Source organism: Microvirga arabica (genome assembly GCF_016811235.1).
In the GTDB taxonomy this organism is placed as follows: domain Bacteria; phylum Pseudomonadota; class Alphaproteobacteria; order Rhizobiales; family Beijerinckiaceae; genus Microvirga; species Microvirga arabica.
This window is the reverse complement of record NZ_JAFBID010000002.1, coordinates 108,526-134,203: the sequence shown is the minus strand read 5'-3', so window position 1 is coordinate 134,203 and position 25,678 is coordinate 108,526. Positions and strand designations below refer to the sequence as shown.

Annotated in this window: 24 protein-coding genes and 1 pseudogene; 11 read left to right on the top strand and 14 right to left on the bottom strand. The window is 59.5% G+C overall.

From position 1 onward, the window contains the following. Positions 1 to 6: 6 nt before the first annotated feature. The 6 genes and pseudogenes from JQC81_RS01895 to JQC81_RS01875 form a co-directional block, all read right to left on the bottom strand. Positions 7 to 3,747, bottom strand: a complete 3,741-nt coding sequence (locus JQC81_RS01895; protein ID WP_203270012.1) for a right-handed parallel beta-helix repeat-containing protein — start codon at positions 3,745 to 3,747, stop codon at positions 7 to 9. Next, positions 3,725 to 5,143 carry a mannose-1-phosphate guanylyltransferase/mannose-6-phosphate isomerase gene (locus JQC81_RS01890; RefSeq protein ID WP_203270011.1) on the bottom strand — a complete coding sequence of 473 codons (1,419 nt, stop codon included), beginning with the start codon at positions 5,141 to 5,143 and terminating at the stop codon, positions 3,725 to 3,727. The genes JQC81_RS01895 and JQC81_RS01890 overlap by 23 nt, the downstream gene beginning before the upstream one ends. A 54-nt stretch (positions 5,144 to 5,197) precedes the next feature. Then, positions 5,198 to 6,049 carry a hypothetical protein gene (locus JQC81_RS01885; protein ID WP_246520145.1) on the bottom strand — a complete coding sequence of 284 codons (852 nt, stop codon included), beginning with the start codon at positions 6,047 to 6,049 and terminating at the stop codon, positions 5,198 to 5,200. Between the two features lie 105 nt (positions 6,050 to 6,154). Further along, positions 6,155 to 6,403: pseudogene (locus JQC81_RS34240) on the bottom strand (PilZ domain-containing protein); the annotation flags it as partial. A 30-nt stretch (positions 6,404 to 6,433) separates the two neighbouring features. Beyond that, positions 6,434 to 8,026, bottom strand: a complete 1,593-nt coding sequence (locus JQC81_RS01880) for a glycosyltransferase (protein ID WP_246520141.1) — start codon at positions 8,024 to 8,026, stop codon at positions 6,434 to 6,436. Then, entirely contained in the window at positions 7,947 to 9,257 is a 1,311-nt protein-coding gene (locus tag JQC81_RS01875) for a nucleotide sugar dehydrogenase (RefSeq protein WP_203270008.1), read from the bottom strand. Before JQC81_RS01875 ends, JQC81_RS01880 begins: the two co-directional genes overlap by 80 nt. Before the next feature lie 815 nt (positions 9,258 to 10,072). Between JQC81_RS01875 and JQC81_RS01870 the strand changes: the two genes are divergently transcribed. Beyond that, positions 10,073 to 11,287: a polysaccharide lyase family 7 protein gene (locus JQC81_RS01870; RefSeq protein WP_203270007.1), complete on the top strand. Its 1,215-nt coding sequence runs from the start codon at positions 10,073 to 10,075 to the stop codon at positions 11,285 to 11,287. Positions 11,288 to 11,519: 232 nt separating this feature from the next. After that, a complete protein-coding gene (locus JQC81_RS01865; protein ID WP_203270006.1) occupies positions 11,520 to 12,020 on the top strand; it encodes a lytic transglycosylase domain-containing protein in 501 nt (166 codons plus the stop codon). Positions 12,021 to 12,113: 93 nt separating this feature from the next. Here JQC81_RS01865 and JQC81_RS01860 read toward each other — a convergent pair whose 3' ends face one another. Next, complete coding sequence (locus JQC81_RS01860) at positions 12,114 to 12,494, bottom strand: rhodanese-like domain-containing protein (protein WP_203270005.1); 381 nt, start codon at positions 12,492 to 12,494, stop codon at positions 12,114 to 12,116. 173 nt (positions 12,495 to 12,667) lie between these two features. Here JQC81_RS01860 and JQC81_RS01855 point away from each other — a divergent pair, with 173 nt between their 5' ends. The 4 genes from JQC81_RS01855 (at position 12,668) to JQC81_RS01840 (ending at position 15,317) form a co-directional block, all read left to right on the top strand. Continuing rightward, positions 12,668 to 12,940: a hypothetical protein gene (locus JQC81_RS01855; protein WP_203270004.1), complete on the top strand. Its 273-nt coding sequence runs from the start codon at positions 12,668 to 12,670 to the stop codon at positions 12,938 to 12,940. Positions 12,941 to 13,053: 113 nt separating this feature from the next. After that, positions 13,054 to 13,575 carry a transcriptional regulator gene (locus tag JQC81_RS01850; RefSeq protein ID WP_376772356.1) on the top strand — a complete coding sequence of 174 codons (522 nt, stop codon included), beginning with the start codon at positions 13,054 to 13,056 and terminating at the stop codon, positions 13,573 to 13,575. A 428-nt stretch (positions 13,576 to 14,003) separates the two neighbouring features. Beyond that, on the top strand, positions 14,004 to 14,228 hold the full coding sequence (locus JQC81_RS01845) for a hypothetical protein (RefSeq protein ID WP_203270002.1): 225 nt from the start codon (positions 14,004 to 14,006) through the stop codon (positions 14,226 to 14,228). Positions 14,229 to 14,582: 354 nt separating this feature from the next. Then, positions 14,583 to 15,317, top strand: coding sequence for a TerC family protein (locus JQC81_RS01840; RefSeq protein WP_203270001.1), 735 nt, complete (start codon positions 14,583 to 14,585; stop codon positions 15,315 to 15,317). A 56-nt stretch (positions 15,318 to 15,373) separates the two neighbouring features. On the opposite strand, the gene JQC81_RS01835 is transcribed toward JQC81_RS01840, so the two are convergent. Then, a complete protein-coding gene (locus tag JQC81_RS01835) occupies positions 15,374 to 15,562 on the bottom strand; it encodes a hypothetical protein (RefSeq protein WP_203270000.1) in 189 nt (62 codons plus the stop codon). A gap of 291 nt (positions 15,563 to 15,853) precedes the next feature. Between JQC81_RS01835 and JQC81_RS01830 the strand changes: the two genes are divergently transcribed. Beyond that, positions 15,854 to 17,368, top strand: coding sequence for a sensor domain-containing diguanylate cyclase (locus JQC81_RS01830; protein ID WP_203269999.1), 1,515 nt, complete (start codon positions 15,854 to 15,856; stop codon positions 17,366 to 17,368). 32 nt (positions 17,369 to 17,400) lie between these two features. Here the strand turns inward: JQC81_RS01830 and JQC81_RS01825 are convergent, their stop codons facing one another. Both JQC81_RS01825 and JQC81_RS01820 read right to left on the bottom strand, forming a co-directional pair. Then, complete coding sequence (locus tag JQC81_RS01825) at positions 17,401 to 17,793, bottom strand: RidA family protein (RefSeq protein WP_203269998.1); 393 nt, start codon at positions 17,791 to 17,793, stop codon at positions 17,401 to 17,403. Positions 17,794 to 17,880: 87 nt separating this feature from the next. Next, entirely contained in the window at positions 17,881 to 18,318 is a 438-nt protein-coding gene (locus tag JQC81_RS01820; RefSeq protein WP_203269997.1) for an Lrp/AsnC family transcriptional regulator, read from the bottom strand. A 122-nt stretch (positions 18,319 to 18,440) separates the two neighbouring features. Between JQC81_RS01820 and rocF the strand changes: the two genes are divergently transcribed. Both rocF and ocd read left to right on the top strand, forming a co-directional pair. After that, complete coding sequence (gene rocF / locus JQC81_RS01815) at positions 18,441 to 19,391, top strand: arginase (RefSeq protein WP_203269996.1); 951 nt, start codon at positions 18,441 to 18,443, stop codon at positions 19,389 to 19,391. Between the two features lie 3 nt (positions 19,392 to 19,394). Beyond that, positions 19,395 to 20,450: an ornithine cyclodeaminase gene (ocd, locus tag JQC81_RS01810; RefSeq protein ID WP_203269995.1), complete on the top strand. Its 1,056-nt coding sequence runs from the start codon at positions 19,395 to 19,397 to the stop codon at positions 20,448 to 20,450. 325 nt (positions 20,451 to 20,775) lie between these two features. On the opposite strand, the gene JQC81_RS01805 is transcribed toward ocd, so the two are convergent. Then, positions 20,776 to 21,555, bottom strand: coding sequence for an SDR family oxidoreductase (locus JQC81_RS01805; protein ID WP_203269994.1), 780 nt, complete (start codon positions 21,553 to 21,555; stop codon positions 20,776 to 20,778). After that, positions 21,552 to 21,875, bottom strand: coding sequence for a nuclear transport factor 2 family protein (locus JQC81_RS01800; RefSeq protein ID WP_203269993.1), 324 nt, complete (start codon positions 21,873 to 21,875; stop codon positions 21,552 to 21,554). The genes JQC81_RS01805 and JQC81_RS01800 overlap by 4 nt, the downstream gene beginning before the upstream one ends. 106 nt (positions 21,876 to 21,981) lie before the next feature. On the opposite strand from JQC81_RS01800, the gene JQC81_RS01795 reads away from it, so the two are divergent. Both JQC81_RS01795 and JQC81_RS01790 read left to right on the top strand, forming a co-directional pair. Beyond that, positions 21,982 to 22,887: a LysR family transcriptional regulator gene (locus JQC81_RS01795; protein ID WP_203269992.1), complete on the top strand. Its 906-nt coding sequence runs from the start codon at positions 21,982 to 21,984 to the stop codon at positions 22,885 to 22,887. Between the two features lie 737 nt (positions 22,888 to 23,624). Further along, complete coding sequence (locus JQC81_RS01790) at positions 23,625 to 24,035, top strand: NUDIX domain-containing protein (RefSeq protein WP_203269991.1); 411 nt, start codon at positions 23,625 to 23,627, stop codon at positions 24,033 to 24,035. Here JQC81_RS01790 and JQC81_RS01785 read toward each other — a convergent pair. Then, positions 24,032 to 24,703 (bottom strand): transglutaminase-like cysteine peptidase, encoded by a 672-nt coding sequence (locus JQC81_RS01785; RefSeq protein ID WP_203269990.1) that lies wholly within the window; start codon positions 24,701 to 24,703, stop codon positions 24,032 to 24,034. The two genes, JQC81_RS01790 and JQC81_RS01785, sit on opposite strands and share 4 nt — an antisense overlap. 207 nt (positions 24,704 to 24,910) lie before the next feature. Continuing rightward, positions 24,911 to 25,450 (bottom strand): Ros/MucR family transcriptional regulator, encoded by a 540-nt coding sequence (locus tag JQC81_RS01780; protein WP_203269989.1) that lies wholly within the window; start codon positions 25,448 to 25,450, stop codon positions 24,911 to 24,913. Between the last annotated feature and the right edge of the window lie 228 nt (positions 25,451 to 25,678).

Here is a 25,678-nt window from a genome sequence, read left to right as displayed (position 1 = left end):
CTGCCTCTATGTGCCTTGAGGTGCGCTGAAGAAGGCACGATGCTGCACGCTTCCATCCACATCGGTGCAATCGGATCCTCCTTGGGACCTGAAGACCTGCAGCTCGCTCTCCCCCTGGAAGAAGCCCTGATCCCGCAAGCGGCACGCTGATACCGGCTTCGCCGGTCGGCAGGTGCTCGCAACGAGAACATCCGATCGGGACGTAAGGCGCAGGATCTGACCTTCCAGCCCGCGAATATCACCACCGAGGAGACGCCGGGACTGCTTCACGAAACTGTTGGACGACATCGCGAGGCTCGATACCCCTTGCGCGTTGATGCCGACTCCATTTGCAGAGAAGCGATTGTGCCTGAGAGAAAGGCTGGTCATTGGAAGATAGCTGGCGAGGTCAGGATTTGGACGCCCCCCACTCTTCTGCGCTATGATGTTGGCGATGTATGCGCTGACGCCGGAATTGGCATTAGCCTCGATACGGTTTGAATATGCCCCAACGTCGATGCTGTTACGCACCTTCAACCCGTCTCTCCTGTTGCTCGCAAGGTAGTTGTTGGCCAGAACATTGCAGGAGCTCTCAAATATCGTTACGCCGTCTTGCTCGTTTCTGAACGAACTGTTGGCATGAATGACATTGTTCGTGCTGTTACGATCGATAACGATACCCGAGCCTGCATTGTCGAACGTGACATTGCCGACAACCAAGCCATCATTGGACTCGCGCGAGATGGTGATCCCGTGCCGTTCCTTCGTGCCATAAGCCGTATTCAGGGCAACGACGGTCTCTTTCGTGCGGTCATGGACGTCCAGAGCATAGACGACGCTGTCCCGGAACTCGTTGCCGACAACCTGAATGCGCTCTGCCTCGTAGGAGTGGAAGCCGAAGTGGAGGTTATGGAATACGCTGTCGACAACAATGCCCGTGGGGCGCGACTGATCCCGCAGTTCCGCCACTCGCTCCGGTCCTGAAGAGTAGCTCAACCCGAAAGACTTGGCGTTACCATAGCCGAGAGCCACGAGAGTGGACGAAGCCACGTTCATGCGCCCGTCTCCCCAGGTGAGGAGGAAGGGCCGGAATTTAGTGATCTTATCAGGGTCAGCCCAAAGGGGGCGTCCGGATGTCTCGTCGTATCCGACAACTTCGGCGTCGACGATGTGCACATTGCCTGCATTGACGATAAAGGCGCCGGCACTTGCACTGAGCCGATAGGTCGGGCTGTCAAGGCGGGATAGAATGAGTGTGGCTCCAGGCGCGACGAAAATAGGGGCGCGCACCGTCACAGCGCCAGCACTATGTTCAATGAGTTCCCGCGCGTCGGTGCCCTGCAGCTGGCGAGCAACCATTCCAAGTGTCGCAACACCACCTTGAACCACGATAACTCGGGGCGAGGACAGACCCTGATGTCGGACCGCCTGCTCCAGGCGGGTGCTTCCTTGCTCATCATCCTCGAAGAATTTTGCGATATATGGGTTGTGGTTTGCAAAGGTGGCTCCGACCGTTGCATCGTGTGGCCATGGCGTGCCTGCCCTGACATCTGCCGCTGTCACGAAACTCCGGGGGAGTTGCTCCATCGCACCCGTGGCCTTTCCAGCATCCCCCAGGATCAGCGCGAGGCCCCTTCTCGTCTGGATTTCCTGTGCCGTTTCCTCAGGTTCTTCGGAAACAGATGCGACTGTCTGCACATCCTGTGGCACGCCCGTGCTGGGCTCTTCTGCCGAAGGCTTCCTGAGAAGGTCAGCCCGCCTCTCGGCAAAGCGCCGGAAGGTCGCTCCACGGAACCTCTGATCCTGAATCGTGCGGATCAAATCGACAGCATGGGTGCCGCTTTCCGGAAGAGCGGCGAGTTGGAGCGCAAGCTCGGCCTTATCCTCATCGGCTTCGATTCTTTCGATGCCGCGCGCCAGCAACACATCAGGAATCTCGCCACGCCCCCTCTTCCCGGCGAGGTCCCTTACATCAGCTGCAACGATCAGCTGTTCGGCACGTGTACGAATGGCAGGGTCGGCGATGCGCCCGACGAGATCTCTTGCCTCCGCCTTGTTTGTCGCGAAAGCAAAATGTCTGATGATCTCCAGGAGCACCTTGTCTCGTGCGCCGGCTTCGACCCCCTCGGCAGTCCGGACAGCGCCGTTCAACGCGCGTTCGCTGATCTGTCCTTTGTCTTTCTGCCTAGCCTGACGTGCAACGTCGAAGAGAGCCGCAAGGCGAGAGTCTGTATCTTCTATTTGCTCAGCCGCCGAGATCGCCTGATCGAAATCGCCAGAGCGGGAGTGAACGTTGACGACAGCCGCGAGAACTCGTCCCACATCCTTCGCTCCGACAAGTTCGGGGACGAGCTGCATGGCGCCGGCGACATCTCCGGCCCTAGCCTTTGCCCGTGCAATGCCGCTCAGCGCATGAGAACGGTGATCTTTGTCCACAAGCCGAGACAGCAGAGCCTCGGCGTCGGGCACCCGACCGTGATCCGCTAGTTTCTTCGCCAACTCGCCAAGGACAGACGATCCCTCAGCATCAGGCCCGATCCGCTCAGCATAGCGCAACGCTTCATCCAGGCGCTCGGAACCTGTGAGCGCCCGGACGACGCCAGGAAGAACCGCGCGTTGCATGGCTTCGCCATACATATCAATGTGTCGGGTGCCTGCGGATAGGAGCTGAGCGGCCATGGTGTCATAACCAGACTGCTTCAGATGAGAGGCAAGCTTCAGCTGAATCAAAGCCTTGCCGGGGCTGTCCTGCATGGCGTTGAGCATTTCGGCCGCTCGGAAGGCAGCACCTTGATCAACATAATGTTCGACAAGCGCAGCGATGGCTTTATCCTGGTTGCTCGCGCCTGCGAGCCCTTGTGCCGCGAGAAGGGCGACCCTGTCCTCCCGCCTGGAAATCCCAGCGTCAATGAGATTGGAGAGCAGGCCATCTCGTGCTTTGCTGTCCATTAGTGAAAGGGCCAGCAAGGCGCTTCCGGGAAGATCCCCAGATTCGAGCCGCCGCTTCGCCTCTTCAATAAGCTTGGTGTCCGTAGCCTTCTCCCAGGCACTCCCCTTGAGCTGGATGCGCGCCAGCTCATGGCGCGCATGGGCGCGGTCACGGGGTTGCGGAATCCGTGCGACGGCACGATCAGCCAGTTCCATGCCCGATGGACCCAGACCTGCTGCAACGCGGGCTGCTGCTTTGTAGGCTCCCCCTCGCGTGCCTATCTCAGGCACCTGATCTGCCGCCTCGATGGCGAGAGAAGCATACCTTAGTGCGCGGTCCTGAGCGCCGGCCTTGGCATAGGCATGAGCAAGATCCACGAAAGCGGCAGACCGGTAGGCGGGCGATCTCTGCTCGGCGGCAATCTGATGCAGCGATACGCCCACCTCCACACGATCCGCAACGGATGCCGCGCCCGTGATATCGCCAAGCGAAGACTGCAGAAGGAAGGAGCCGAGAATGTCATGGCTCAAACCATCATCCGCAAGCCGCATCAATTCGGCCCGGGCTCCGTCGCGCAGCTCCGCCGAGCCTGCATTTTCCTGGCCGGCGAATTTCTCAAGCAGCCTCAACCTAGCCCGTGCAACCTGATAAAACCCGGCCTTCTGCTTCAGGTTGACGCCATTCTGCTCGGCGGAAAGAAACGTTTGGCGGGCCTCATCCGCGAGGCGGGACACCTCGTTGCCACCCTGCGCCATGGCGCTGGAAGTCAGCGCCATGGACATGAACAGGACAGCGACACGCAATCGGCGTCGACCTTCAGATCGTGACGATGCGGTCATACTGATCCTCCAGACGCACGATGTCGTCTTCGCCGAGATACGTGCCGCACTGAACCTCGATCAGGTGAAGTTCGTCATCGCCGATGTTTTCCAGCCTGTGGACATCGCCCTTTGGAATGTAGACCGACTCGTTGGCCTTCATGACGAACACCCGCTCGCCGACAGTGACACGGGCGGTCCCGGAAACAACAGTCCAGTGCTCGGAGCGATGATGATGGTACTGAAGCGACAGCTGTCCTGCCACATCGACGATGATGTGCTTCACCTGGAAAGTCTCGCCTGACCGCAGGGATTCATAGGAGCCCCACGGACGCCGCACCCTCTTGTGCAGGTTGGCTTCCGGACGCTTTGCCGCGGCGAGTTCGGCCGCAAGACGACCGACATTTTGGGCTTGGTCAAGCGAACTCACGAGCACGGCGTCAGCCGTGTCGATCACGACAACCTTTTCGACACCCATAACGGCAACAAGCCTGGAGTTGCCAAGAACATAGCTGTTACGCACATCTTGCAGGAGCGTGTCTCCGCGGGAGACATTCCCGTCACCATCCTTACTGCCCACATCCCACAGAGCCGACCAGGAACCAAGGTCCCGCCATTCCGGCGCCACAGGAATACAGACCAGCCGTTCGCTCCGCTCCATCACGGCATAGTCGATCGAGATGACCGGGGCCGTATCGAAATCGGCCGCCAGACGGATCGTATCGTTGCCCCTCTGGGCCGTGGAAAGCGCACGACGGGCGCAGGCCAGCACGTCCGGTGCATACTTTTCAAGCTCTTCCAGAATGGTTCGAGCGGTAAACATGAAGATACCGCTGTTCCAGAGGTGGCGGCCGCCCGCCACCAATGTCTCCGCCGCGGCCTGCTTCGGCTTCTCGACGAAGCCTGCGACTTTGAAGCTGGCGTCATTGAAGGCCTCGCCAACCTCGATATAGCCGAAGCCAGTCTCAGGATGGGTCGGACGGATGCCGAAGAGGACGATCTGCCCCTGACGTGCCGCCACCGCGGCTTGCGACACAGCCTGCGTGAATACTTCAGTTTCCTCAATAACATGATCGCTTGGCGCAACGAGCATCAACCGTTCCGGATCCTCTTCGGCAATCAGAGCCGCGGCCGCCGCGATGGCAGGACCCGTGCTTCGCACGCACGGCTCGACGAGAAGCCGGGCCGATCCTGCGCTCAATTGCCCGATCTCCCGCAGTGCGAGGTCGCGGTGGTTGGTGTTCACGACGATAAGGGGCTCGGCGTACTGATCCGTGCGGAAGCGCTGGACCGTCTGCTGGAACAGGCTTTCGCTGCCGGAAAGAGCATGAAACTGCTTCGGCTCACTTGAACGCGACACCGGCCATAGGCGTGTGCCCGAGCCACCGCACATGAGAACCGGAATAATATTGTCCATTGCTGATCTCCAAAAAATTCAAGTGATGTCCTCCGGTCGATGGTCCGGACCCATTCATTCCCCAGAACTGAGTCCGGCTAGCCGCCTTCCATTCTCACTTTGAGGCTCTTTGGCCTTCTTTGATGCATTGGCCGTCGCGCTGTCCTTGGACAGGATAGCTGCAATCTTGTTGCCTGCCCAGCTCACAGCCGTTTGGAGCTTGCTAACGGCAGATCCGATAGAGGAACCGGAAAATGTATTGAATACCACGGATACAGGCTGACCGATCGTCGATGCCCCGAGTTCGCGACCGGGTGCCAGTTTGACGATCATCCTTCCCGCCAGCGAAGGGTCTTCGAAGGATGGCAGGCGCTCAATATTAGCTTCCCTTACGCGAGTTCCATCGGCATATTCGATGACCGCACTTGCCCCTTTGTAGAACCGCAATGCCTGATCCTGCGGAATGCTGGCAGTAACGTAAGGATTGCTGGTTTTCTCCCGCAAGGTGATGATCGGTGCGCCCTCGCGAACAAAGTTGGCGGTTCGGCTATACCGGGCCTGAACCACGCAGTTGCAAGGACTGTCGAGAACGATGCTGTTGCCTTGGGTTCCTTGGATCGTGAGGAGCGGCTCGCCCGCCTTGACCTCGTTCCCCGCAGCCACAAAGGTGATCTGGCCGTTCGATGGAGCAGGCACAGTGACCAGATCGGCTGTGATCTGGGCCGATTGAGCCGGGATCAGGTAGAAGCGGTCGAACAGGCTCGTCCCGATGAAGCCCAGCAGGAGCAATGTCGCCGCGCCGATGCCGATGTAGCCGGCGGCGGCCTGGCCACGGCGGGCGAGGTTGGGCAGAATACCTTGAGGTTGGGGCCGCGGAGGAACCTCCCGGGTCTTCCCCTCGTTGCGCCGGGCAACGACATCCAGCACGTCACCTGCCTCCACCACCTCACCGGCAAGGTATGCATCGAGGATGAACCGCAGGAGGCTATGCTGACGTGGCGAGACATCGACAAAGCGAAGGCCAATTCTGCTATGCTCGTTGGCGACGTAGCGAACCTCCGCATTGATGGGCAGGGTCAGCTCATAACCGCTGAATGGGAAGGCGAGCGTGAGATCGAGCACCTGGCCCGGTTTCGCATCCAGCGATCCGGTCCGAAGCCCCAGGCCGCCAACCGAAATATCAACAACAGCGAGCTGGGCTCCATTGTGAATGCATTTCACGGGCAAGCGGTATCGAGGATGCTGCCTTTGAACCTCGGCCTCATGCGTGATTTTCGTCATTGATACGGTCTCCAAGCGGCAACGCTGTCATCAAGGAAGGAAGAACATGGGACTTGGTGTCGGAAGGACGTTCATGCCCCATGCCAACACCGATATGAATGCGATAAGCGCAACACTGTGCATGTAGGCTGACATGAAGTTGCTTGCGATCAGAGGGCGCTTTGCCACGTTCGCAGATGTCGTCTTCTGTCGCGTCCACTTCTGACGGTCGAGACGGAACGTCACGTGAACCTTGATCAACGATCCGAAGATCTGGTTGAAGTAGAGAAGGAATGGATAGAAAACGGACACTCTCTGGCGAGAAGCCAGGAGAGAGAGTGTCAGGATATAGCGGGTCGTCAGGATCCAGAGCGCATAGAGAAGGAGTGCGTATCCGCTGATGAATATTCCGGCGAGGAGCGCAACGAAGAAGCCGACGAGTGAGGTCCACATCGACAAGCGCTGATCGAGGATCGACCACCACGTGAACAGGCCGATTTTCCGAGGTCCAAGAGCAAGAGCTCTTGAATTCGTGCGCAGCATGTTGCCGAACCACCGTACCATCAGCATGGCCGCAGCCGAGACGAAGTTCTCCGATGGCGGATCTTCCACCGTCAGAACGACGACGTCCGGAACATAGAGCATCTTGTAGCGATTCCGCAGAAGCCAGAACCAGCTCGATTTGTCGTCGCCGGTAAGGAACTTGAAGCGGCCGAGACGCCAATGATCGACATAGTCCAGCTCCACTTGACGGATGAATTCCGGGTTGCAGACGATGCTCGCGCGGAACATCGACATGCGTCCCGTCAGTGTCAGAACACGCTCGGACAATCCTAACGAGGACATGAGTGTATGCCGCTGTGCAAAGCGCAGAGCATACCATTCCTGAAAGATACGGCGTCCCCTGACTTCACTCATCTCGTCAGTCGTCAGTGCGCCCACCTGCGGGTCGAGCTGGAAGAAGCCGACGCATTTCCCCACGAGATCCTGCGGAACGATGCTGTCACCGTCGATGACGGCAACGACGTCGTCAGGCGCCGGAGCACGCCTGGCGACAGCTCTGAATCCGTAAGCGAGAGCATCCCGCTTGCCGGTTCCGGCAATCCTGACGATGACCAGGTCTACCTTATCCTGGTGGCCGCATATCGCCTGAAACAGGCTCTTGATGAGCCGCTGATCACCAGCCTCGACGATCGATGCAATCACGGTGGCTTTTCCGGGCGCGGCCAATGCTGCTTCAAAAGCGGCTTTATAAACACGGGTAGTGACTGCACTGTCGATTCGGAACGTCGTCACGAGGAGAAAGGCATTGGGAGGATCGAGCCTGACCGCCTCGTCGGAAGCCTTCCGCTGGCGCGGAAAGACCAGCTTCCGGAAGATGAGCGCACGGATGAAGTGCAGCAGGCCCCATCCGTAGCGCCACATGGCCAGTATTCCGATGGCTCCGATCACGCCGGCCCCGACAGAGACATATGCTCCCGGTGGAAGCGCGGCGGCGAAAGCCGCCACGGCAACCACGTAGAGGATGTGCGCCCCAATCGACTCCGAGAGACGGATACTGCCGTTACCAGCAGATTCCCTGATAGAAGTCACCTGAGCACCTTGCTTGGTCGATACGAACGAGATCGATGAGAGGCCGGTCATCCTGCACGACATCCAGGAGACGCTTGGCTTCGTCACGGTTCCCGAGGACGAAGGCTTCGGCGTGATCCACGACCTCATTGATATCGGCCGTCAGGAGTGACGTCAGATGAGGAAGGTGGGCTTTTACGAACTGGAGGTTCGCGCCGGTCAGCTTGGAGACCTGAATGTTCGGATCATAGATGCGGATGTCGTATCCACGACCATAAAGGCGCTCCGCAAGCTCCACCAACGGGCTTTCGCGCAGGTCGTCGGTTTCCGGCTTGAAGCTCAATCCGATGATGCCGATCCGGCGCTTGCCTGTTGCAGCAACCATCGAGTACGCGCGCCGCAACTGCTCCTCGTTGGCGTCCATCGTTGCGTCGAGGATAGGCGTTGGAACGTCCAGCTTTCGGGCAGCGGAGCGCAGCGCCCGAAGGTCCTTTGGCAGGCAAGACCCACCGAACGCGAAGCCGGGCTTGAGATAAGCCTTGGAAATGTTGAGTCGATTGTCCGCGCAGAGCACGTCCATCACGGCATGACCATCAATTCCGGCCTCTTTGCAGATATTGCCGATTTCATTGGCAAAGCTGATCTTGAGAGCATGCCAAGCGTTGTTGGTGTATTTCACCGCCTCAGCGGTCCGGATGGAAACGACCCTCGGCTCGACCTTGAAGATCTTGTGGATCTCAAGCAGACGATCAACGGTCGCCTGATCATGGCGCCCGAAGATGATCGCGCCTGGATCGTAGTAGTCGCTGATGGCAGTGCTTTCCCGCAGGAATTCCGGGTAATATGCAACGCCGAAGCCCACGCCGGCCTGACGGCCGGAAGCGCGCTCAAGAGCAGGCAGAACGATGCTTTCCATCGTGCCCGGCAGGATCGTGGAGCGCATGACGACGGAATGAAAGGAGTTCTTCTCTCGGATTGCTGCGCCGATCTGCTCGGCGGCGGCGCTGACATAGGCGGTATCGAGAGAGCCGTTCGGACGGGAAGGCGTTCCGACGCAAACGAAGGATAGGTCCGTGCCATTGACAGCCTCGCGCACATCGCTGGTTGCCATAAGGCGCCGGCTGCGGATCCCACTTTGTATCAGGTCTCCCAATCCCGGCTCGACGATTGGGCTGATGCCCTCATTGAGCGGGCCAACTTTCTGGGGGTTCGGATCGACTGCGATGACGTGATGACCATCATTGGCCAAGCACGCCGATGAGACCGCTCCGACATAGCCAATCCCAAAGACACTAATTTGCATTAGGCTGTTCCTGCCGAATAACAGTGAAATCGAGGCGCCAAAGTAGAACTGCGCCGGGTGCAGACCAATAAATACTCCTGCTTTACTCAAAAGCGCTTCACTATTTCGGCTGGAGAGATACCCCCTACGGGTCAGTAGAGAATTACTCCCATCAATAGATCCCGCCTAACTCATAAGAGTACACATACCCACTTGATTATCATGCTGCACCGCACACTGCAGAATATACGCAATTATACTTTGCATTTTCGACGGATGCTCGGCCTCGGCGACCCGAATAACTCTATATTGAGCTTGGGAATTGGGGGAACTTCTCGCCCGATAAACCCGCTCGTGAAAAAGGCTTCACTAGACTCTTCTTTTGAGCATCTCAGAAGGCGAGACCCAGCAGGCATTGGAATGCATGTCCGGGCACCGTTAGAACACCGTAAATCTATGATGCATGTCCAATGCTAATGTGAAGACTTGCAGCTTCAACAGCCAGCTGTCGGTGAGATGGATTGTATCGTTCTAACCCGTCCGGGTGATGATAAAAACCGGATTGTCGTCGGAGCGGCTCGACTTGCTCGGCATCCTGCGACCCTGCAGATGCCTCCAAAGTCATAGTGGATAAATTTACCGTTTTAACGCTGTTTTTAAAGAAATTTGGCACTTCCAGTTTTACCGATATAGCACCCTCACTTTCGGATCTATAAGCGAACGCCCTGAAAAGCATCATCGCACCAGCACCAGGTCTTACATTATTACATCAACGTTCAGCTTCTAGCAGAAGCGAGCCGATCAAAGGCTCAGAAGAATTTTGAGGCATCAGCAAATTGACTTCCTATTCGTCGCACGCGCCAAGCCTCACCTTCAGTTTGAAGCATTGGAAGATCACTCTTCCGACCGACCGGAACGGCACGTTCTCAGGCACTGCCCGTGAGGTGAAGAACCTCTCTGGCTACGTGAATCCAGAATACTTCTACACGGGATCTGACGGAGCCATGGTTTTCAAGGCTCCCGTAGAAGGGGCAACGACGAGCGGTTCGCGATATGCCCGCTCCGAGCTTCGGGAAATGAACGGTTCGGAGCGAGCAGCATGGACCGTCGAGCAGGGTGGATCCATGAAGGCGACCCTCAAGGTCGACCAAGCTCCTACTCTCTTCAACGGGACGAAGGGACGCGTCGTCATCGGTCAGGTTCATGGGCAGAACGACGAACTCGTCCGTCTCTATTGGGAGAAAGGCACACTCTACTTCGTGAACGATATTGCAGCTGCCACAGGCCGAGAGACGAAATTTGCGTTGATCAACAAGGCGGGCTCGAAACCCAATGTCTCTCTCAATGAGAAATTTACTTACTCAATCGACGTCAAAGCTGATCGTGTGAAAGTCACTGTCTCGGCCGACGGCCAGACCTACACGGCATTGGACAAGATCAACCAAGCCTGGAGAAGCGATGCGTTCTACTTCAAAGCGGGCGCTTACCTCGGCGTGAATGAAACGCAGGGAACCGGCTACGGCCAGGTGTCCTTCTATGATCTCAAATTCAGCCACCCCGCCAATGCGTCTCAGGCTTTTTCCAGGACCGGAGGCCTTCCATCCACCTCGAAGACATACGCCGGCACGAGCAAAGCCGATAAGATCACAGGATCGAGCGGGAATGACAGGATCGAAGGCAAGGGTGGCAATGATTTGATCTGGGGAAAGAGCGGAAACGACATTCTGGTCGGATCATCCGGCAAGGATTCCTTCACGTTTGATACGAAGCTCGGAGCCAACAATGTCGATGTCATCCTGAAGTTCAGCGTCAGGGACGATACGATCCGCCTCAACGACACCGTGTTCACGAAGCTCAAATCTGGGAGCCTGTCGCCGGAAAGCTTCATCATCGGGTCGAAGGCGTTGGATGCACAGAACAGGATCATCTACAACAACAAAACAGGTGGCTTGTTCTATGACCCTGATGGATCCGGACCAGCGGGTTCCATCCAGTTTGCCAAAGTCGATAAACATCTCAAGATGACGGCAGCCGACTTCCTGGTCATCTAGGATGAAGGCGCTCTGATCGGTCGTCTCCCATCGACTTCTTCTCCCTGATCAGCTGACACATGTCGCCAGTGCGCGTGTGACACCTCACCCGAAAGAGGTAGGCGGCTGATATTCTGGCTCGTCATCCCCTTGTTTGCGTCCACATCGGCCATTTATCGGCTCCTTACAGCCAAGCTGACCTCCTATTGCCACGATTGATGATGAGAAATTTCCCCAAACCAAGGGGATATGCATGATTTCTCGTCTTCTTCTTGCCTGCGCGGCTGTCGTCTGCTCCCTGCCTGCCGCTGCATCGGATCGCACGACGATCAACTCGCTTGTTGCGCAGCACGCCAGGACCTACGGCGTTCCGGAAGCCTTGGTTCACAGAGTGATTAGAAGAGAAAGCAACTACAATCCGCGAGCACTGAGCAAAGGCAATTTCGGCCTGATGCAGATCCGCTACGCAACGGCTCGTGGCATGGGATATCGGGGAAGCCCATCGGGGCTGCTCGACACCAACACCAATCTCACTTACGCAGTCGCATACCTTGCTAATGCATATAAAGTTGCGGGCGGCAACTTTGACCGGGCGGTGGCCCTCTACGCAGGCGGCTACTATTATGTGGCCAAACGCAAGGGCATGCTTCATGCGCTCGGCACGGCGGTTGCCGATCCAGTCTCGACTGGCTCCATCTCGGCGAATGGAAGTACCTTGCGCTCTTCGGCATACACATCTGCCAATGCGCAGTAGTATGGCCGATCGGGTCAGCTCAGACCCTATCGCTCCACGCTCGGCCTCGTAGAAGGCCGAGCGTCTTCATCGTCGAGACATGATCTTATGCAATCAGACTGGCTCGGTATCGATGCCCGCGTCTGCTAGATCCTTGAATCCGCCGATGTTGAAGACCGCCGTATAGCCCATGTCTTGCAGGGTCTTTCCCGCCAAGGCGGAGCGCCCTCCGGAGGCGCAGTGCAGGAGAATGGTCTTATCCTTCTGGAAGGCAGGGTTATGATATTGGCTCTCCGGGTCGGCCCGGAATTCGAGCATGCCGCGGGAGACATTGACCGCCCCCTTGAGCTTTCCGCTTTGCTGAACTTCTGCTGAATCGCGCACATCCACCACGAGAACATCGCCTGAGCGGATCTTCTCGGCAGCCTCATTTGGCGAAAGCCTGGGCACTGAGGAGTTCGCTTCGGCCAGCAGATCCTTCACGTTTTTCGCCATGGTCCTCTCCATGCAGAGCTCTGCCGTCTGGCAGCCGGGCGAGGCTCTGCCTGAGCGCGTCTTGTGTCAAGGAAGATAAAGACTCAGGCGTGGAGGTGGCCTCATTGGAGCATCGATGGACCTCAAGCGTTGATGGAATTGGTGCACTTCCGCATGCCTGAAGGGACGATGACATGCCACGCGAGGTAATTGATGCGGAAGGCATCACGTGGACCTGTATCCAAGCTTTTGCAGGTCTCGGCAATGATCCCGAGAAAATGGATGCCGCCCGTGTCGATGGCGCGCGAAACAAGGTCCATATCGTCTGCACCCCATCGGGAGGTGCGAAGTCCGTGCGCATCGAACTCGCGGCAGATTGGGAGACGAGTCTACCCGATGATGACTTGCTGCAGGCCATCCGTTCGCAACTGGCTCAAGAGTCGCCAGCCTCACAGGTCCAGTCATGACTGCAGCAGGCTGTCGTGAGGAGCATAGCGAATCGGCAATGCCCGATTTGCCAAAGCTCGCATTCCTTGACTTCGAAGCGTCCTCCTTAGGCAAGCATGGATATCCCATTGAGGTGGCTTGGGTTCTCTCAAACGACGAAGAGGAGAGCCACCTCATTCGACCTGATCCGACATGGACCGATTGGGACCTCAAAGCAGAGACCATTCATGGGATCTCGCGGGATCGGCTGCACGCCGAAGGAGCGCCCGTTGCGGATGTCGCGGCGCGAATGCTGTCGGCTCTCGCAGGGTATACCCTTTATGCGACAGCACCGTCATGGGATGGCAAATGGCTCAGCCGCCTGCTGCGGACAGCCGGGCTCCCACGGCATGCCCTGCGTCTGCAGGATACGGAGGCTGTTCATCGGCACACCGTGCACGAAGTCTTGCGTGGAATGGGCGTACCAGCCGACCTTCATGACGGCCTCATGACGAAGGTCCTGTCCCAGGCTCAGCGAAAGGACGATGAACTCGGCCCCGCCGAGCACCGCGCCCTTGCAGATGCCAGGCGCGAGCAGCGCCTCTGGCTCGACATCCGTCGCCGGTCACAGGAAGTAGCAGCGCAGGAACTCAGCCAATCCTCTTCGCAGGGCTGATGCCTTCGAAGAGGCATCACGACAACCTCTTGAACGGGGCTTGGTTCAGTAACCGTCCGGGAGCTGGCTTGCGATATCCTGATTGGGGCGCGTCAGAACCTCGATGCGACGACCGTCGGGGAGCTGGATCGTCCGAAGCCTCATGACCTCAAGTCCTGCATCGACTCCCTCTTGAACCGACTCATAGCGTGTGACCCGAGCTCGCCGTTCGATCCCATTGCGTGGGGGACGCACTTGAGCCGCTTTCAATCCTGGCTCACGGCGCCGCGCTTCCTGCTCTTCCCGCTTCTGAGACCGTGTAGCGCTGCGCGCCTGCTGTGGGGCCCGGCGCACCTTGCGTTCGGTTACGGTTTTCTGCTCGACCTGCTCATCTGCTCCCTCCTTGCGAGGCGAGACCGCGCGAGGCGAGACCGCGGCAGGGGAGCGGGATGCAACCGCCTCTTTCTCCTTCGGAGCCTCTGACGGCCCAGAAGCCGGAGCCGGCTGAGGCGCTGGCGCCGAAGCAGCGGCTTGTGAGGGTTGAGCCGCAGGTGCGGAGACTGCAGGAGCTGGAGCCGGCGGCGCGGATGGTGTGGCGCCGCTCTCCGGCGGAGGATCGACCCAAGGGCGCCCTGCCTGGGCCAGCACAGGCGCTGTCGCCGACAGAACGCTGATAAGCGACGCCGTCAACAGCCAACGTCCTGATGACCCTGCCATGACACAACTCCATTCCTGTCACAGAGGAACGCTTATGCCGTCATTGCCGGTTCCACAGGTTCGGCCCTATTCGCGAGCAGCGTAAGCAAATCTTTGTCAAACATCGGCTTTTTGGCAGCACCGGCTCAGCTTTCGCTGTAGCCGGCACCCTGTTGACCATTGAAACCGTAGCTATGCCGTTCCCCAGGATACCGCGCCTACCGGAGAAATATGACCGGGATCTGCGATGCAAAACAGGTGGGAAAGACGGCTTAGCCCTTGTGCAAGCTGCGCCGTATACGAAATAAGGAAGCGCAACCACGGAAGGCCTCATGGACCAGCTATTTGCACTTGCAGCGGACCCGACCGCATGGGCAGCCCTGGCAACCCTCATTGTCATGGAAGTTGTGCTTGGAATCGACAATCTGATTTTCATCTCGATCCTGACCAACAAGCTGCCCGCCCATCAGCAGGCAAGAGCCCGCCGTATCGGCATCGGGCTGGCTCTGATTCTTCGTCTCGGCCTGCTCGGGACCATCGCCATCATCGTTCAACTAACCGAACCGCTCTTTACCGCATTCGGCCATGGGTTCTCCTGGCGTGACCTGATCCTGATCGCAGGTGGCCTGTTCCTGGTCTGGAAAGCCACCAAGGAGATCCACCACCATGTGGATCCCGATCCAGGTCCGGACATGTTCGAAGGAGAGAGGGTGCAGATGAGTTTTGCCTCTGCCATCGTGCAGATCCTGCTGCTGGACCTTGTCTTCTCCATCGACAGCATCATCACGGCGGTGGGCATGACGGATCACGTGCCGATCATGGTGATCGCGGTGCTGGTGGCGGTGACGGTGATGCTGCTGGCGGCAAACCCACTGGCGCGCTTCATCCAAGCGAACCCAACCGTTGTCATGCTCGCCCTCGGCTTCCTGCTCATGATCGGCATGGTGCTGATCGCGGAGGGCTTCGGTGCGCACGTGCCTAAAGGCTATATTTACGCAGCGATGGCCTTCTCGGCCCTCATCGAGGCTCTCAACATGCTCTCGCGGCGAGCCAAGAAAGCCCAGTAACGGAGACGGTCGGGCGCGGCAGCTTTCATAGCCGCGCTCGATCCCATACCGGCTACTCAATCTTGAGCCTGTGCCGCCTCGGCTGCGGTCCAGAGTCCAAGGATGATATCAGGCTCGGTCATCCGGAGCAGCTCCTCCACGCTGAGCCCGATGGAAGTCCCATACCGAAGGATTTTCTCACGATCTGCCTCGAAGACATCTTTGTCGGCCCATTCCGGCCGAGCATCGATCAGAGCGCTCATCATTCGCCAGATTCTGTGGGACTGCGAAGGACCAAACATTACCGCCCTCCTCTCATGGCGGATCGATTAAGCTGCGCGGTGGCACAGAGACAGGATACATCAGCATTGGAGAATTGAAATCTTTATAACATATCTCAAGATGAGCCCTGCCTTAAAGGCGCTCAGCTTCTTCCCGAATAGAACACCCCCATTCACAAGTGACTAATGGCTACTATTCTGTCGCCAACAATTCGGTTGGCTCGGTTCACTTCCTTCTCTATAGAATAAATTCAGACAAGATCGTTGTGATGCCGAATGAAACGTCTGCTATCAGAAGTCTACTTGCACCTGATTGCAGGCGTGATTGCCCTCGGCATTCTCGGGATTTCCGCCCACACGCTCTGGATGGATCGGCTCGGCACCTGGCAGGAGGCCGAGAAATCCTCCCGGAATGTGTTGACCACCATCGCCCGCGACCTCGACAACAATCTTGAGTTGCTCGATCTGTCCTTGAAGGGAGCCATAGAGGGGCTTCGCCACCTCAGCTCCCACCGGCTGTCTCCCGATCTCCAGTACCGGATGCTGTTCGACCGTGCGGCTTCGGCCAACTTCATGGCAGCCCTCCTGCTGGTGGACAGAGACGGCCGCCTGATTGCCGATGCAGGGCCGGTGATCGCCTTACGGTCGCTCAACGTCTCAGACCGCGAGTACTTCACGGCTCACAAGAACACGCATCACCTCGGCCTGTATGTGAGCCGCCCCTACCGGAGCAAAGCCCCTCATGGCGATCTCACCATCGGGATCAGCCGCAGGCTTTCGGACTCCAACGGCGGCTTCGCTGGAGTGGTCATCGGGTCGATTGCCCTGAACACCATCAACCAGCGCTTTGAGCACTTGAGCCTGGGCCGACATGGAGCCATCAACCTCTTTCGAGGCGACGGCGTCCTGCTGACCCGCTATCCCTTCGACGAGAGCCAAATCAATCAGGACCTGGGCGGCTCCCCCCATGTCCAGCGGCTCCTGAGGGAAAAGTCCGGCACATTCGATTCGGTATCGCCCATCGACGGAGTGCACCGCATCATCTCCTTCGACCGGCTGGAAAAATACCCTCTCGTGCTCACCGTGGCGCTGTCGATGGATGAGGTTTTCGCCGCATGGGAGAGGAAGGCCCTTGTCCTCAGTCTCGTGACGCTGGTGCTCTGCTGTGCCGTGGTCGGATTGACGTTCCTTTTCCAGCGTGAGCTGAAGCGCCGCACGAGAGCCGAGACCAAGCTCAGGCGGATCGCCAGAACCGATGACCTCACAGGGCTGCCGAACCGCCGCGCCTTCCGCGAGACCTTCGAGCGCGAATGGCGTCAGGCCGTACGGTCAGGCTCCCCCCTGTCGCTGCTTTTCATCGACGCCGATTATTTCAAAAGCTTCAACGACCGTTATGGACATGGACGCGGCGACGAGGTGCTGCGCGCGATTGCCGGCACCCTCGACGCCAGCATCCGGCGCCCCCGGGACATTGCAACCCGTTATGGCGGCGAGGAGTTCGCCATCATCCTGCCCGAGACGGATCTGACCGGCGCCATGAGAATCGCCAACGCGGTTCGCGAGACCATCAACGCGATGGCGATGGCCCATGAGGGCAGCCCTTATCACATCGTCACAGTCAGCATCGGTGTCGCTTCGGCGCGGCCTTCCCGCGGCAATGACAGGAACACGCTTCTTGAGGCCGCCGACCAGGCCCTCTATCGGGCGAAGGCTGCAGGCCGCAATGCGGTCCGCAGCCTGGGAGAGGATCACGCCCCGTCCCGGGGATCCCTGCCGAACGCAGCAGCCTGAGCTGAATTGAGCCGAACCTCCGACCGAGCGGGTCAGGCCACCGCGATGCACTCGATCTCGATGTCGAACTCCATGGGCCAGGATGCCACCGGCACGAAGGTCCGTGAGGGCGGGTTCTCCGGGAAGAATCGGGCATAGACGCGATTGATGGCGCCGTAGAACCCGGCATTGGCCGCATAGATGCGCACCATCACCACCTTGTCGAGGGAGGTGCCGGCGCTTTCCAGGCAATGCTGAAGCGCCCGGAGACACGCCTCGGTCTGCACCTCGATGTCACCCTTCACGAAACCGCCGCTCTCCATGTTGAAAGGCGGCGTTCCCGACACGAAAACGAACCCGTTCGCCCTCGTCACCATGGACAGCGGTACGCCCACCTTCCGCACGCCCTCAGACAGAATGGGAACTTCGACGACTTCCTTGGACATGAACGGACCTCCCGAATAAAGCCCGCACTGTAGCGAATGGCGACAAGCGCGCCAGCCTAGGGTGGCATGACTGCTGTGGAAGCGACTTTAGAGCTTGGCCCGGGTGCTGCGCGGCGTTGCCAGAAGGAGATTCGTCTCTGACGCAATGACTCCCGGGATCAGGCGCACCCGCCGCAGGATGGCGTCGAAATCCGAGAGGCTGCTGGCGCCGAGCTCGACGATGAGGCCCCATTTGCCGTTCGTGGTGTGAATGGCGCTCACCTCCGGAAAGCCGCCGAGCGCATCCACCACCCGGTCGCCGGCCCTCCCCTCCACCTCGATCAGCATGATGCCCCGCACCGGCAAGGCCACCGCGTCGGCCCGGAGGATCACCGTATAGCCGACGATGGCGCCGGAGCGCTCCAGACGCTCCATCCGGGACCGAACGGTGGCGCGAGAGGCGCCGAGAGCGATGGCAAGATCCGAGACGCTCCGCCGTCCGTTGTGCCGCAGGAGTGTGATCAGGCGCTGGTCGAGATCGTCCATGGATGCCGTTTTGATGAGCCGAACTTACCAGAACGATCAGCAACTCTGCGCTATTTGTCAAATTTCGGTGTTCATTGTGCCAAGGCCGTTCGGTAGCTTGACGGCAGGATAGGGAGAGACGAATGGCTTCGACCACGTGCATCGTTCTGGGCGCGCCCGTGCAGGAGGGCGCCGGCCGACTCGGCTGCGACATGGGCCCAAGCGCCTTCCGGACGGCCGGGCTAGTGACGGAGCTGCGCAATCTCGGCTACGCGGTCGAGGATCGCGGCAACATCGTGCCTGCGCCCCGGCGCGAAGTGCGCCACCCGAACGGCGCCATCAAGGCGTTGCCGGAAACAGTCGCCTGGACCGAGGCCATCACGGAGGCCGCCTATCAGGCGAGCGGCGACGGCATGCCTATCTTCATCGGCGGCGATCACAGCTTGTCTGCCGGATCCATGACAGGACTGGCCCGACGGGCCGCCACGGAGGGCCGCGAGTTCTTCGTGCTCTGGCTCGATTCACACCCGGATTTCCACACCCTCGAGACGACCACGAGCGGCAACCTCCATGGGGTCCCGATGGCCTATGCGACGGGCCTGAGCGGCTTCGATGGCTACTTCCCGACCGTTGCCAATCCGCTCAAGCCCGAGAACGTCTGCATGATCGGCATCCGCAGCGTTGACCCGGCGGAGCGGGCTGCCCTCGCCACGGCGGGCGTGACGGTTCACGACATGCGCGCCATCGACGAGAACGGCGTCGCGCCCCTTCTCGATGCATTCCTCAAGCGCGTGGCCGCCGCCGACGGCATTCTCCACGTGAGCCTGGATGTGGATTTCCTCGATCCCGGCATTGCCCCGGGGGTCGGCACCACCGTTCCCGGCGGCGCCACCTTCCGCGAGGCCCATCTCATCATGGAGATGCTTCACGACAGCGGCTTGGTGCGAAGCATCGACCTCGTCGAGCTCAACCCCTTCCTCGACGAGCGCGGCCGCACGGCCCTCCTGATGGTCGACCTCGTCTCAAGCCTCATGGGCCGGCGCGTGCTCGACCGCCCGACCCAGAGCTACCGTCATACCCCAAAGAACCCTTAAGCCATGAACCTGAAACTGAACGTCGTCCCCTTCGTCAGCGTCGATAACATGATGAAGCTCGTTCTCACGATTGGCGTGGAGCGCTTCCTGCTGGAGCTGGCGGAATGCATCGAGGCCGATTTCCGGCGCTGGGAATCCTTCGACAAGACCCCTCGGGTGGCATCGCACAGCCGCGAGGGCGTGATCGAGCTCATGCCCACCAGCGACGGCGAGGTCTATGGCTTCAAATATGTGAACGGGCACCCCAAAAACACCCGCGAGGGACGCCAGACCGTGACGGCCTTCGGCGTGCTGGCCGATGTGGCGACCGGCTATCCCGTGCTCCTGACCGAAATGACCATTCTGACGGCCCTGCGCACCGCCGCCACATCGGCAGTCGCGGCGAAGCACCTTGCGCCTAAGGGCGCGCGCACCATGGCCATCATCGGCAATGGGGCACAGGCCGAGTTCCAGGCGCTGGCGTTCAAGGCGCTTCTTGGCGTCGACACCTTGCGGCTCTACGACATCGACCGCTCGGCCAGCACGAAATGCGTGCGCAATCTCGCAGGTCTCGGCTTCGGCATTACCGTCTGCAATTCCATCGAGGAAGCGATGGAGGGCGTCCAGATCGTCACGACGGTCACGGCCGACAAGCAGAACGCCACGATCCTCACCGACAACATGGTCGGCTCAGGGCTCCACATCAACGCGGTCGGCGGCGACTGCCCCGGCAAAACCGAGCTGCACGCCGACATCCTGAAGCGCTCCGACATCTTCGTGGAATACCCGCCGCAGACCCGCATCGAGGGCGAGATCCAGCAGCTCCCGGCGGACTATCCGGTCAAGGAGCTGTGGCGCGTGATCGCCGGCCTCGAGCCCGGCCGCACGGGCGACCGGCAGATTACCCTCTTCGACTCCGTGGGCTTCGCGATCGAGGATTTCTCGGCCCTGCGCTACGTGAAGCGCCAGATCGAGCAGACGGGCCTCTCCGACGAACTCGACCTCCTAGCCGACCCCGACGAACCCCGCGACCTCTTCGGCATGTTGCTGCGCGCTGCGGCGACGCCGAATGCGGCGTGATTCTTTACGAGGGCTCCAGGGTTGTCGGTTTGAAGAGGCAGCTGAGGGCATATACAGCCAACCCTCTAACCTCTCCCTATGAGTTCCAGCTATGTTCGGTCGGCACTAGCCCGAGATTTCAGGCGATGTCAGCTTAGTGCCAGAGCCGCTTCTTGTGGACCAAGAAGCGGCTTCAGCACTGGGCTTGTCACGTCGCCGTGTTCATGCCTTTGGGGCCTCTGTTGATGACCGAGTAGCAGCGTCGGGATCATTTGATCGGAGATCCCTATAGCGTGCCTCCACACCCCTGTCCCTGCTGCTCTCAACAAACTCTATCATATGCCGCTCACACGGTGGGAACGGTGCCGCCGTCGATGACATACTCAGCCCCCGTTATCGTCGCTGCGCGATCAGAGGCGAGGAAGGCGATCAGGTTAGCCACCTCCTCTGGGGTCGAGGGCCGACCGATCGGGATTCCGCCCAGTGAGTTCATGATGATGCGCTTGCCGCCCTCGTAATCGGTGCCGGCGTCCTTTGCGAGCCGCTCGGCCAACCGCACCGACGCTTCAGTCTCAATCCAGCCGGGCGAGACCCGCACCACGCGCACCCCTTTGGGCGAGACCTCCTTTGAAAGACTCTTGCTGTAGGTCGAGAGCGCAGCCTTCGCGGCCGCGTAGGCGGTCGTCGCCTCCGGCAACGGCAGCTCCCGTTGGATGGACGTGACGTGGATGACGACCCCGCGACCCTGCTCGACCATCGCGGGCACGAGCTCCCGATCGAGCCTGACGGCTGCCATCAGGTTGAGATCGAGCTCCTTGGCCCAATCCGCGTCTCCCAGGGCTGCGAAGCCGCCTGCCGGGGCGGAGGAGCCGCCGAGCATGTGGACGACCACATCAACCCCGCCCAACCGCTCATGCACCGCAGCCGTGAGGGTGGCGCAGCCCTCAGCGGTCGTGAGGTCGGCGGCGACGAACATCGCTTCGGAGAGCGTGTCCGACCGGGACCGCGCTGCCGTCAGGACGTGCGCGCCGAGTTCGCGGAACAGCGCAACGGTGGCTGCGCCCGCACCACGCGTACCGGAGGTGATGAGTGCGCGCTTGCCTTCGAGTGTGAGGAACCCGGTCATGCGCCGATCTCCAGGCCCGTGATCCGATTACCTTCGAGCCGGAACGCGAAGGTGAGCATGGCAGGACTGCCCGGGAATTGGCCGGTCACTCTGGCACGGACTTTCGCAAAATCGCCGCTCCCGGCCACATCGAGCGGCTCGATCTCATGCCGATACTTAGTCTTCACGTCACGCCACCACACACCGATAGCGTGGTGACCGGCATGGGACCGGCCCTCATCCCTCACGATGGCATCGGGTGCGAAGGCGTGGATCAGCGCGTTGCCGTCGCTTCTCCTGTCAGCGTCGAGATAGATCTTGATCGGGGAAGGTAGGTTCATCCGGCAGCTCCTTCGATTTGAGGATAATGTCCTCCAGGATTTAGACCTAGACAGCTGTTTCGATAAGCAGGATAAAGGCGGATGAGGAATTTCGAAAATCGGGACAATGTACAGACCCGGATTGACCGATCTCGACGCGGTTGTCGCTATAGCGCGCAAAGCTTCATTCCGTGCTGCGGCGCTCGAACTCGGCATGTCGACGACCGCGCTCAGCAATGCCGTCGGCAAGCTCGAGGCGGGCCTTGGCGTCCGCCTGTTCAATCGGACAACGCGCAGCGTCTCGCTCACTGATGCCGGACGCCTGTTCATCGAACAGGTGAGTCCGGCCCTGCAGGACATTCACGGTGCCATGGAAGCTGTGCGGTCGCAGCAGGCCACCCCCTCAGGCACGCTGCGCATCAACGCCTTTGCCATGGCGGCACGCGAGATCCTCTCGCCGCTGGTGCTGGAGTTCCTGCGCCGCTACCCACAAGTGCATGTCGATCTCGTCACCGAAGGACGGCTGGTCGATATTGTCGCCGAAGGCTTCGACCTCGGCGTGCGGGTGGCCGACCTCGTGCCCAGCGATATGATCGCGGTTTCGCTCGGACGCTCCCAGCACTATGCGGTGGTCGGCTCGCCAGCATACTTCGAGCAGCATCCCAAGCCGCACGCCCCCCCGGACCTCCTTGATCACGCATGCATCCGTATCCGCCTTCCCAATGGCGCCCTGTATCGGTGGCGGTTCGAGAGGGACGGACAGACAGTTCAGATCGACGTGAGTGGCCCAATTACCTTGGATGAGGCCAGCCTCGCGCGGAAAGCTGTTCTGGAAGGTGTCGGGCTCGGCTTTTTCATGGAGCAGGATGTACGAGACGACATCACGGCGGGACGCCTCGTTCGCGTGCTGGAGGATTGGACGCCACCCGCTGGAAAGCTCTGTCTCTACTATCCCGGACGGCGTAATCCGTCGGCCGCTCTCAAGGCGTTCATCAGTCTGGCCCGCGAACTCAGTGCAACACCAGGATTCTGATCGCTAGGCGGACAAGCTGTCGGCTGTAGCGCTCGAGCGGGTAATCAGGCGACACTTACCGGAGCAAGTGACGCTGCTGATCGTGATGGTCAGCTCCGGATCAGGAAGTGACGTCCTAGCAAGGCACGAGGGTACAGTGCGATGGCCAAGACCAATATTCTACTTAGTTTTGGTAGCGGAGGTCCGATTCGACCATTCCCCCCGACACGCGGCAGCCTTGTTTTCCTTCAAGTCGGACTGAGTTCGTGCCTCCTGCTGGGTGCTGGCAGCCCTCCTAGTCCGGTTAACCGGACCTTTGCCATCTAGCCCACAGACCACCCTAACCTACCCGCTGCCCTGGACTGAAGGAGCTTCCGTCAAACTGTTTGGAACTCCCATGCCACTGTTCTCATTTCGTTCGCATAGCGATATGGGGCAGCGATGGTCGTGAGGCTGAGCGATTTTGCCTGGGTAATCGTCCGGGTCGATTGTCCCCTCTGTCCTCACCGGAAGGGTCAATATCGGCTGGCTCGGCTGGCGGAAAAGTATGGGGCCGACATCCAGTTATGCGATCTGCTCGACAGGATCGCCTTCGATTGCCCTTGGAAGAGCCAGCCTGGGGAACGGCCTCCGAACCAGTATGACTCCAAGTGCAAAGCTCGTTTCACAGACTTGACGGCAACCAGTTCGCCTCCCCCAGACCTGCCGCCTATGATGCGCAAGCTGATGGTTATCCAGGGTGGTAGAGAGTGATTGAGATGGCGCGTTATGATAACACGCCCACCGTCGTGGTGGTAATGGTGCCCCTCAGAGGCGGCTTACTGATGGTCCGACGGGCTCTGCCGGGAGAGGGTCAAGGCAAGCTTGCCCTCCCTGGTGGCTATCAGATGCTCGGCCAGACATGGCAGGAAGCGGGTGCGCAGGAGGTTCTCGAAGAGACCGGCGTTGTCATCGTCCCTGAAACATTGCGGGTTGTCACGGTGGAGACCACGCCAGATCGGCGACAGAATCTTCTCTTCTGCCAGAGCCCACCGGTCGAGCACGATGAGCCGTTCGTCCATGACGCCGAGGTCTCAGAGGTTCTCGTTATTCATGAGCCGATTGAGACAGCGTTCCCGCTGCACACGCGCGTGGTTCGACAGTTCTTTGAATACTCCGGCGTCCTTTAACGGGTTGCCGTTGAAAGTGGTGCAGGCTGATCTCCAAGAGCGACCCATGACCTGCTGCTCGTGCCTTCACGTTTGATGAAGGTATAGCCCGTCCGCCGCCAGGGCAGAATGGCATTTCTCTTGTTGTCGAGAATGAAGTCACCCTGGTCGGTAAGAACCATGAGTACGGCATGCCCCTGCCCCTGGTCGTCGATGACGGCTGTCATTCGCATGGCGCGGTGCGGCAGCCCGGCTTGGACCAGCAGCTTGCGCTTCAGAAGCTGAATGTCCTCGCAGTCCCCGAGCCCATCATCTGGATAGTCCCACCGGTCGATAACACCCCAGTGATCCTGGTCTGTGACAGCCAGGATTGATGAGTTGACGCGTTCATTCACCTGCGTGAGGACAGCCCACACCTGCGGGTTCAGCGCAATCCGCGCGGGCTGAGAGAGATCGACACGACATTCGTGAGGGTGGCTCTCGCAGAACTTGATCCAAGCATGCGTCGGGCCTGCGGGGCCTACCACTTGTATAGGGCCATTTGCTCGCACTCGAAGCAAGCTCTCGGCAGAGGCAGCGCCTGTAAGTGCCGCAAGCACGGTGCCAATCATTGCTGCCTTTAGAGCACTTCGTCTGGTGCCGATGCTCCAATTAGGATGGGTGGAAAGGGCCTGATCAACGTGATCCATGGCAAGGCTCCAGTCACGGAGCCAGTACGATGAGCAATCATGGTAAACAGGGGCTTAATACAATCCGCACACAGTGAGCGACATAACCGCCGCAGCCATGGATAGCAGCGTAGAGGCAGAGCGGCAGAGAAAACCCGGTGCTTGGTAGCACCGGGTTTGGCAGGCAGCATCTGCGCGGCAATGGCCGATCCATACCAGAAGGAAGAACTATACAGCCTTCTTGCGGCGTCCCTTAGCCGGTGCAGTCACTTCCTCGGATGTCGCAGCGGTCTTAGCGGCAGCCCGCTTCGGCTTAGCGGGAGCGGCATCATTGGCAACAGCCTCCACCGGAGGCTTGGCCTTCTTGCGCTGCTGACCCAGCCCCATGCTCCTGGCAAGCTCGGAACGAGCTTTGGCATAGTTCGGCGCAACCATCGGGTAATCGGCTGGTAGGTTCCACTTGGCGCGGTACTGCTCGGGCGTCATGTCGTAGGTGGAGCGCAGGTGGCGCTTGAGTGACTTGAACTTCTTCCCATCCTCCAGGCAAATGATCGCATCGGGCGTGACGGACTTCTTCACTGCGACAGCAGGAACCAATTCAGCCTGAGGCTCGGTCTGCTGACCCTGTGCGGTCTTCGTTAGGGCGGCATAGACGGACGCGAGCAGCGACGGCAGATCGGCGGCAGGAACGGAGTTGTTGCTGACGTAAGCTGACACGATGTCAGCCGACAGTTCGATGTAGTTCGGAGAGGTTGCGCTCTCGTTCATGATGTCCTTGTCCTCGGCTACACGGAAGCTGGTAGGGGAAGGAAAGATGTTGCTCTAACAGAATCAGCAGGAATGGCCCGTGCAGCACAACAAATACCTGTGATCTTGGCCTCACCTATACCCCTTCGCCCAATTTAACAAGATATACTCCGACAAGTCCGATACAGAGGGATCAACTACATGTGCACCGTTCATGCGGTTTCCCGGAAGTAGCGTCTGGATACTTGC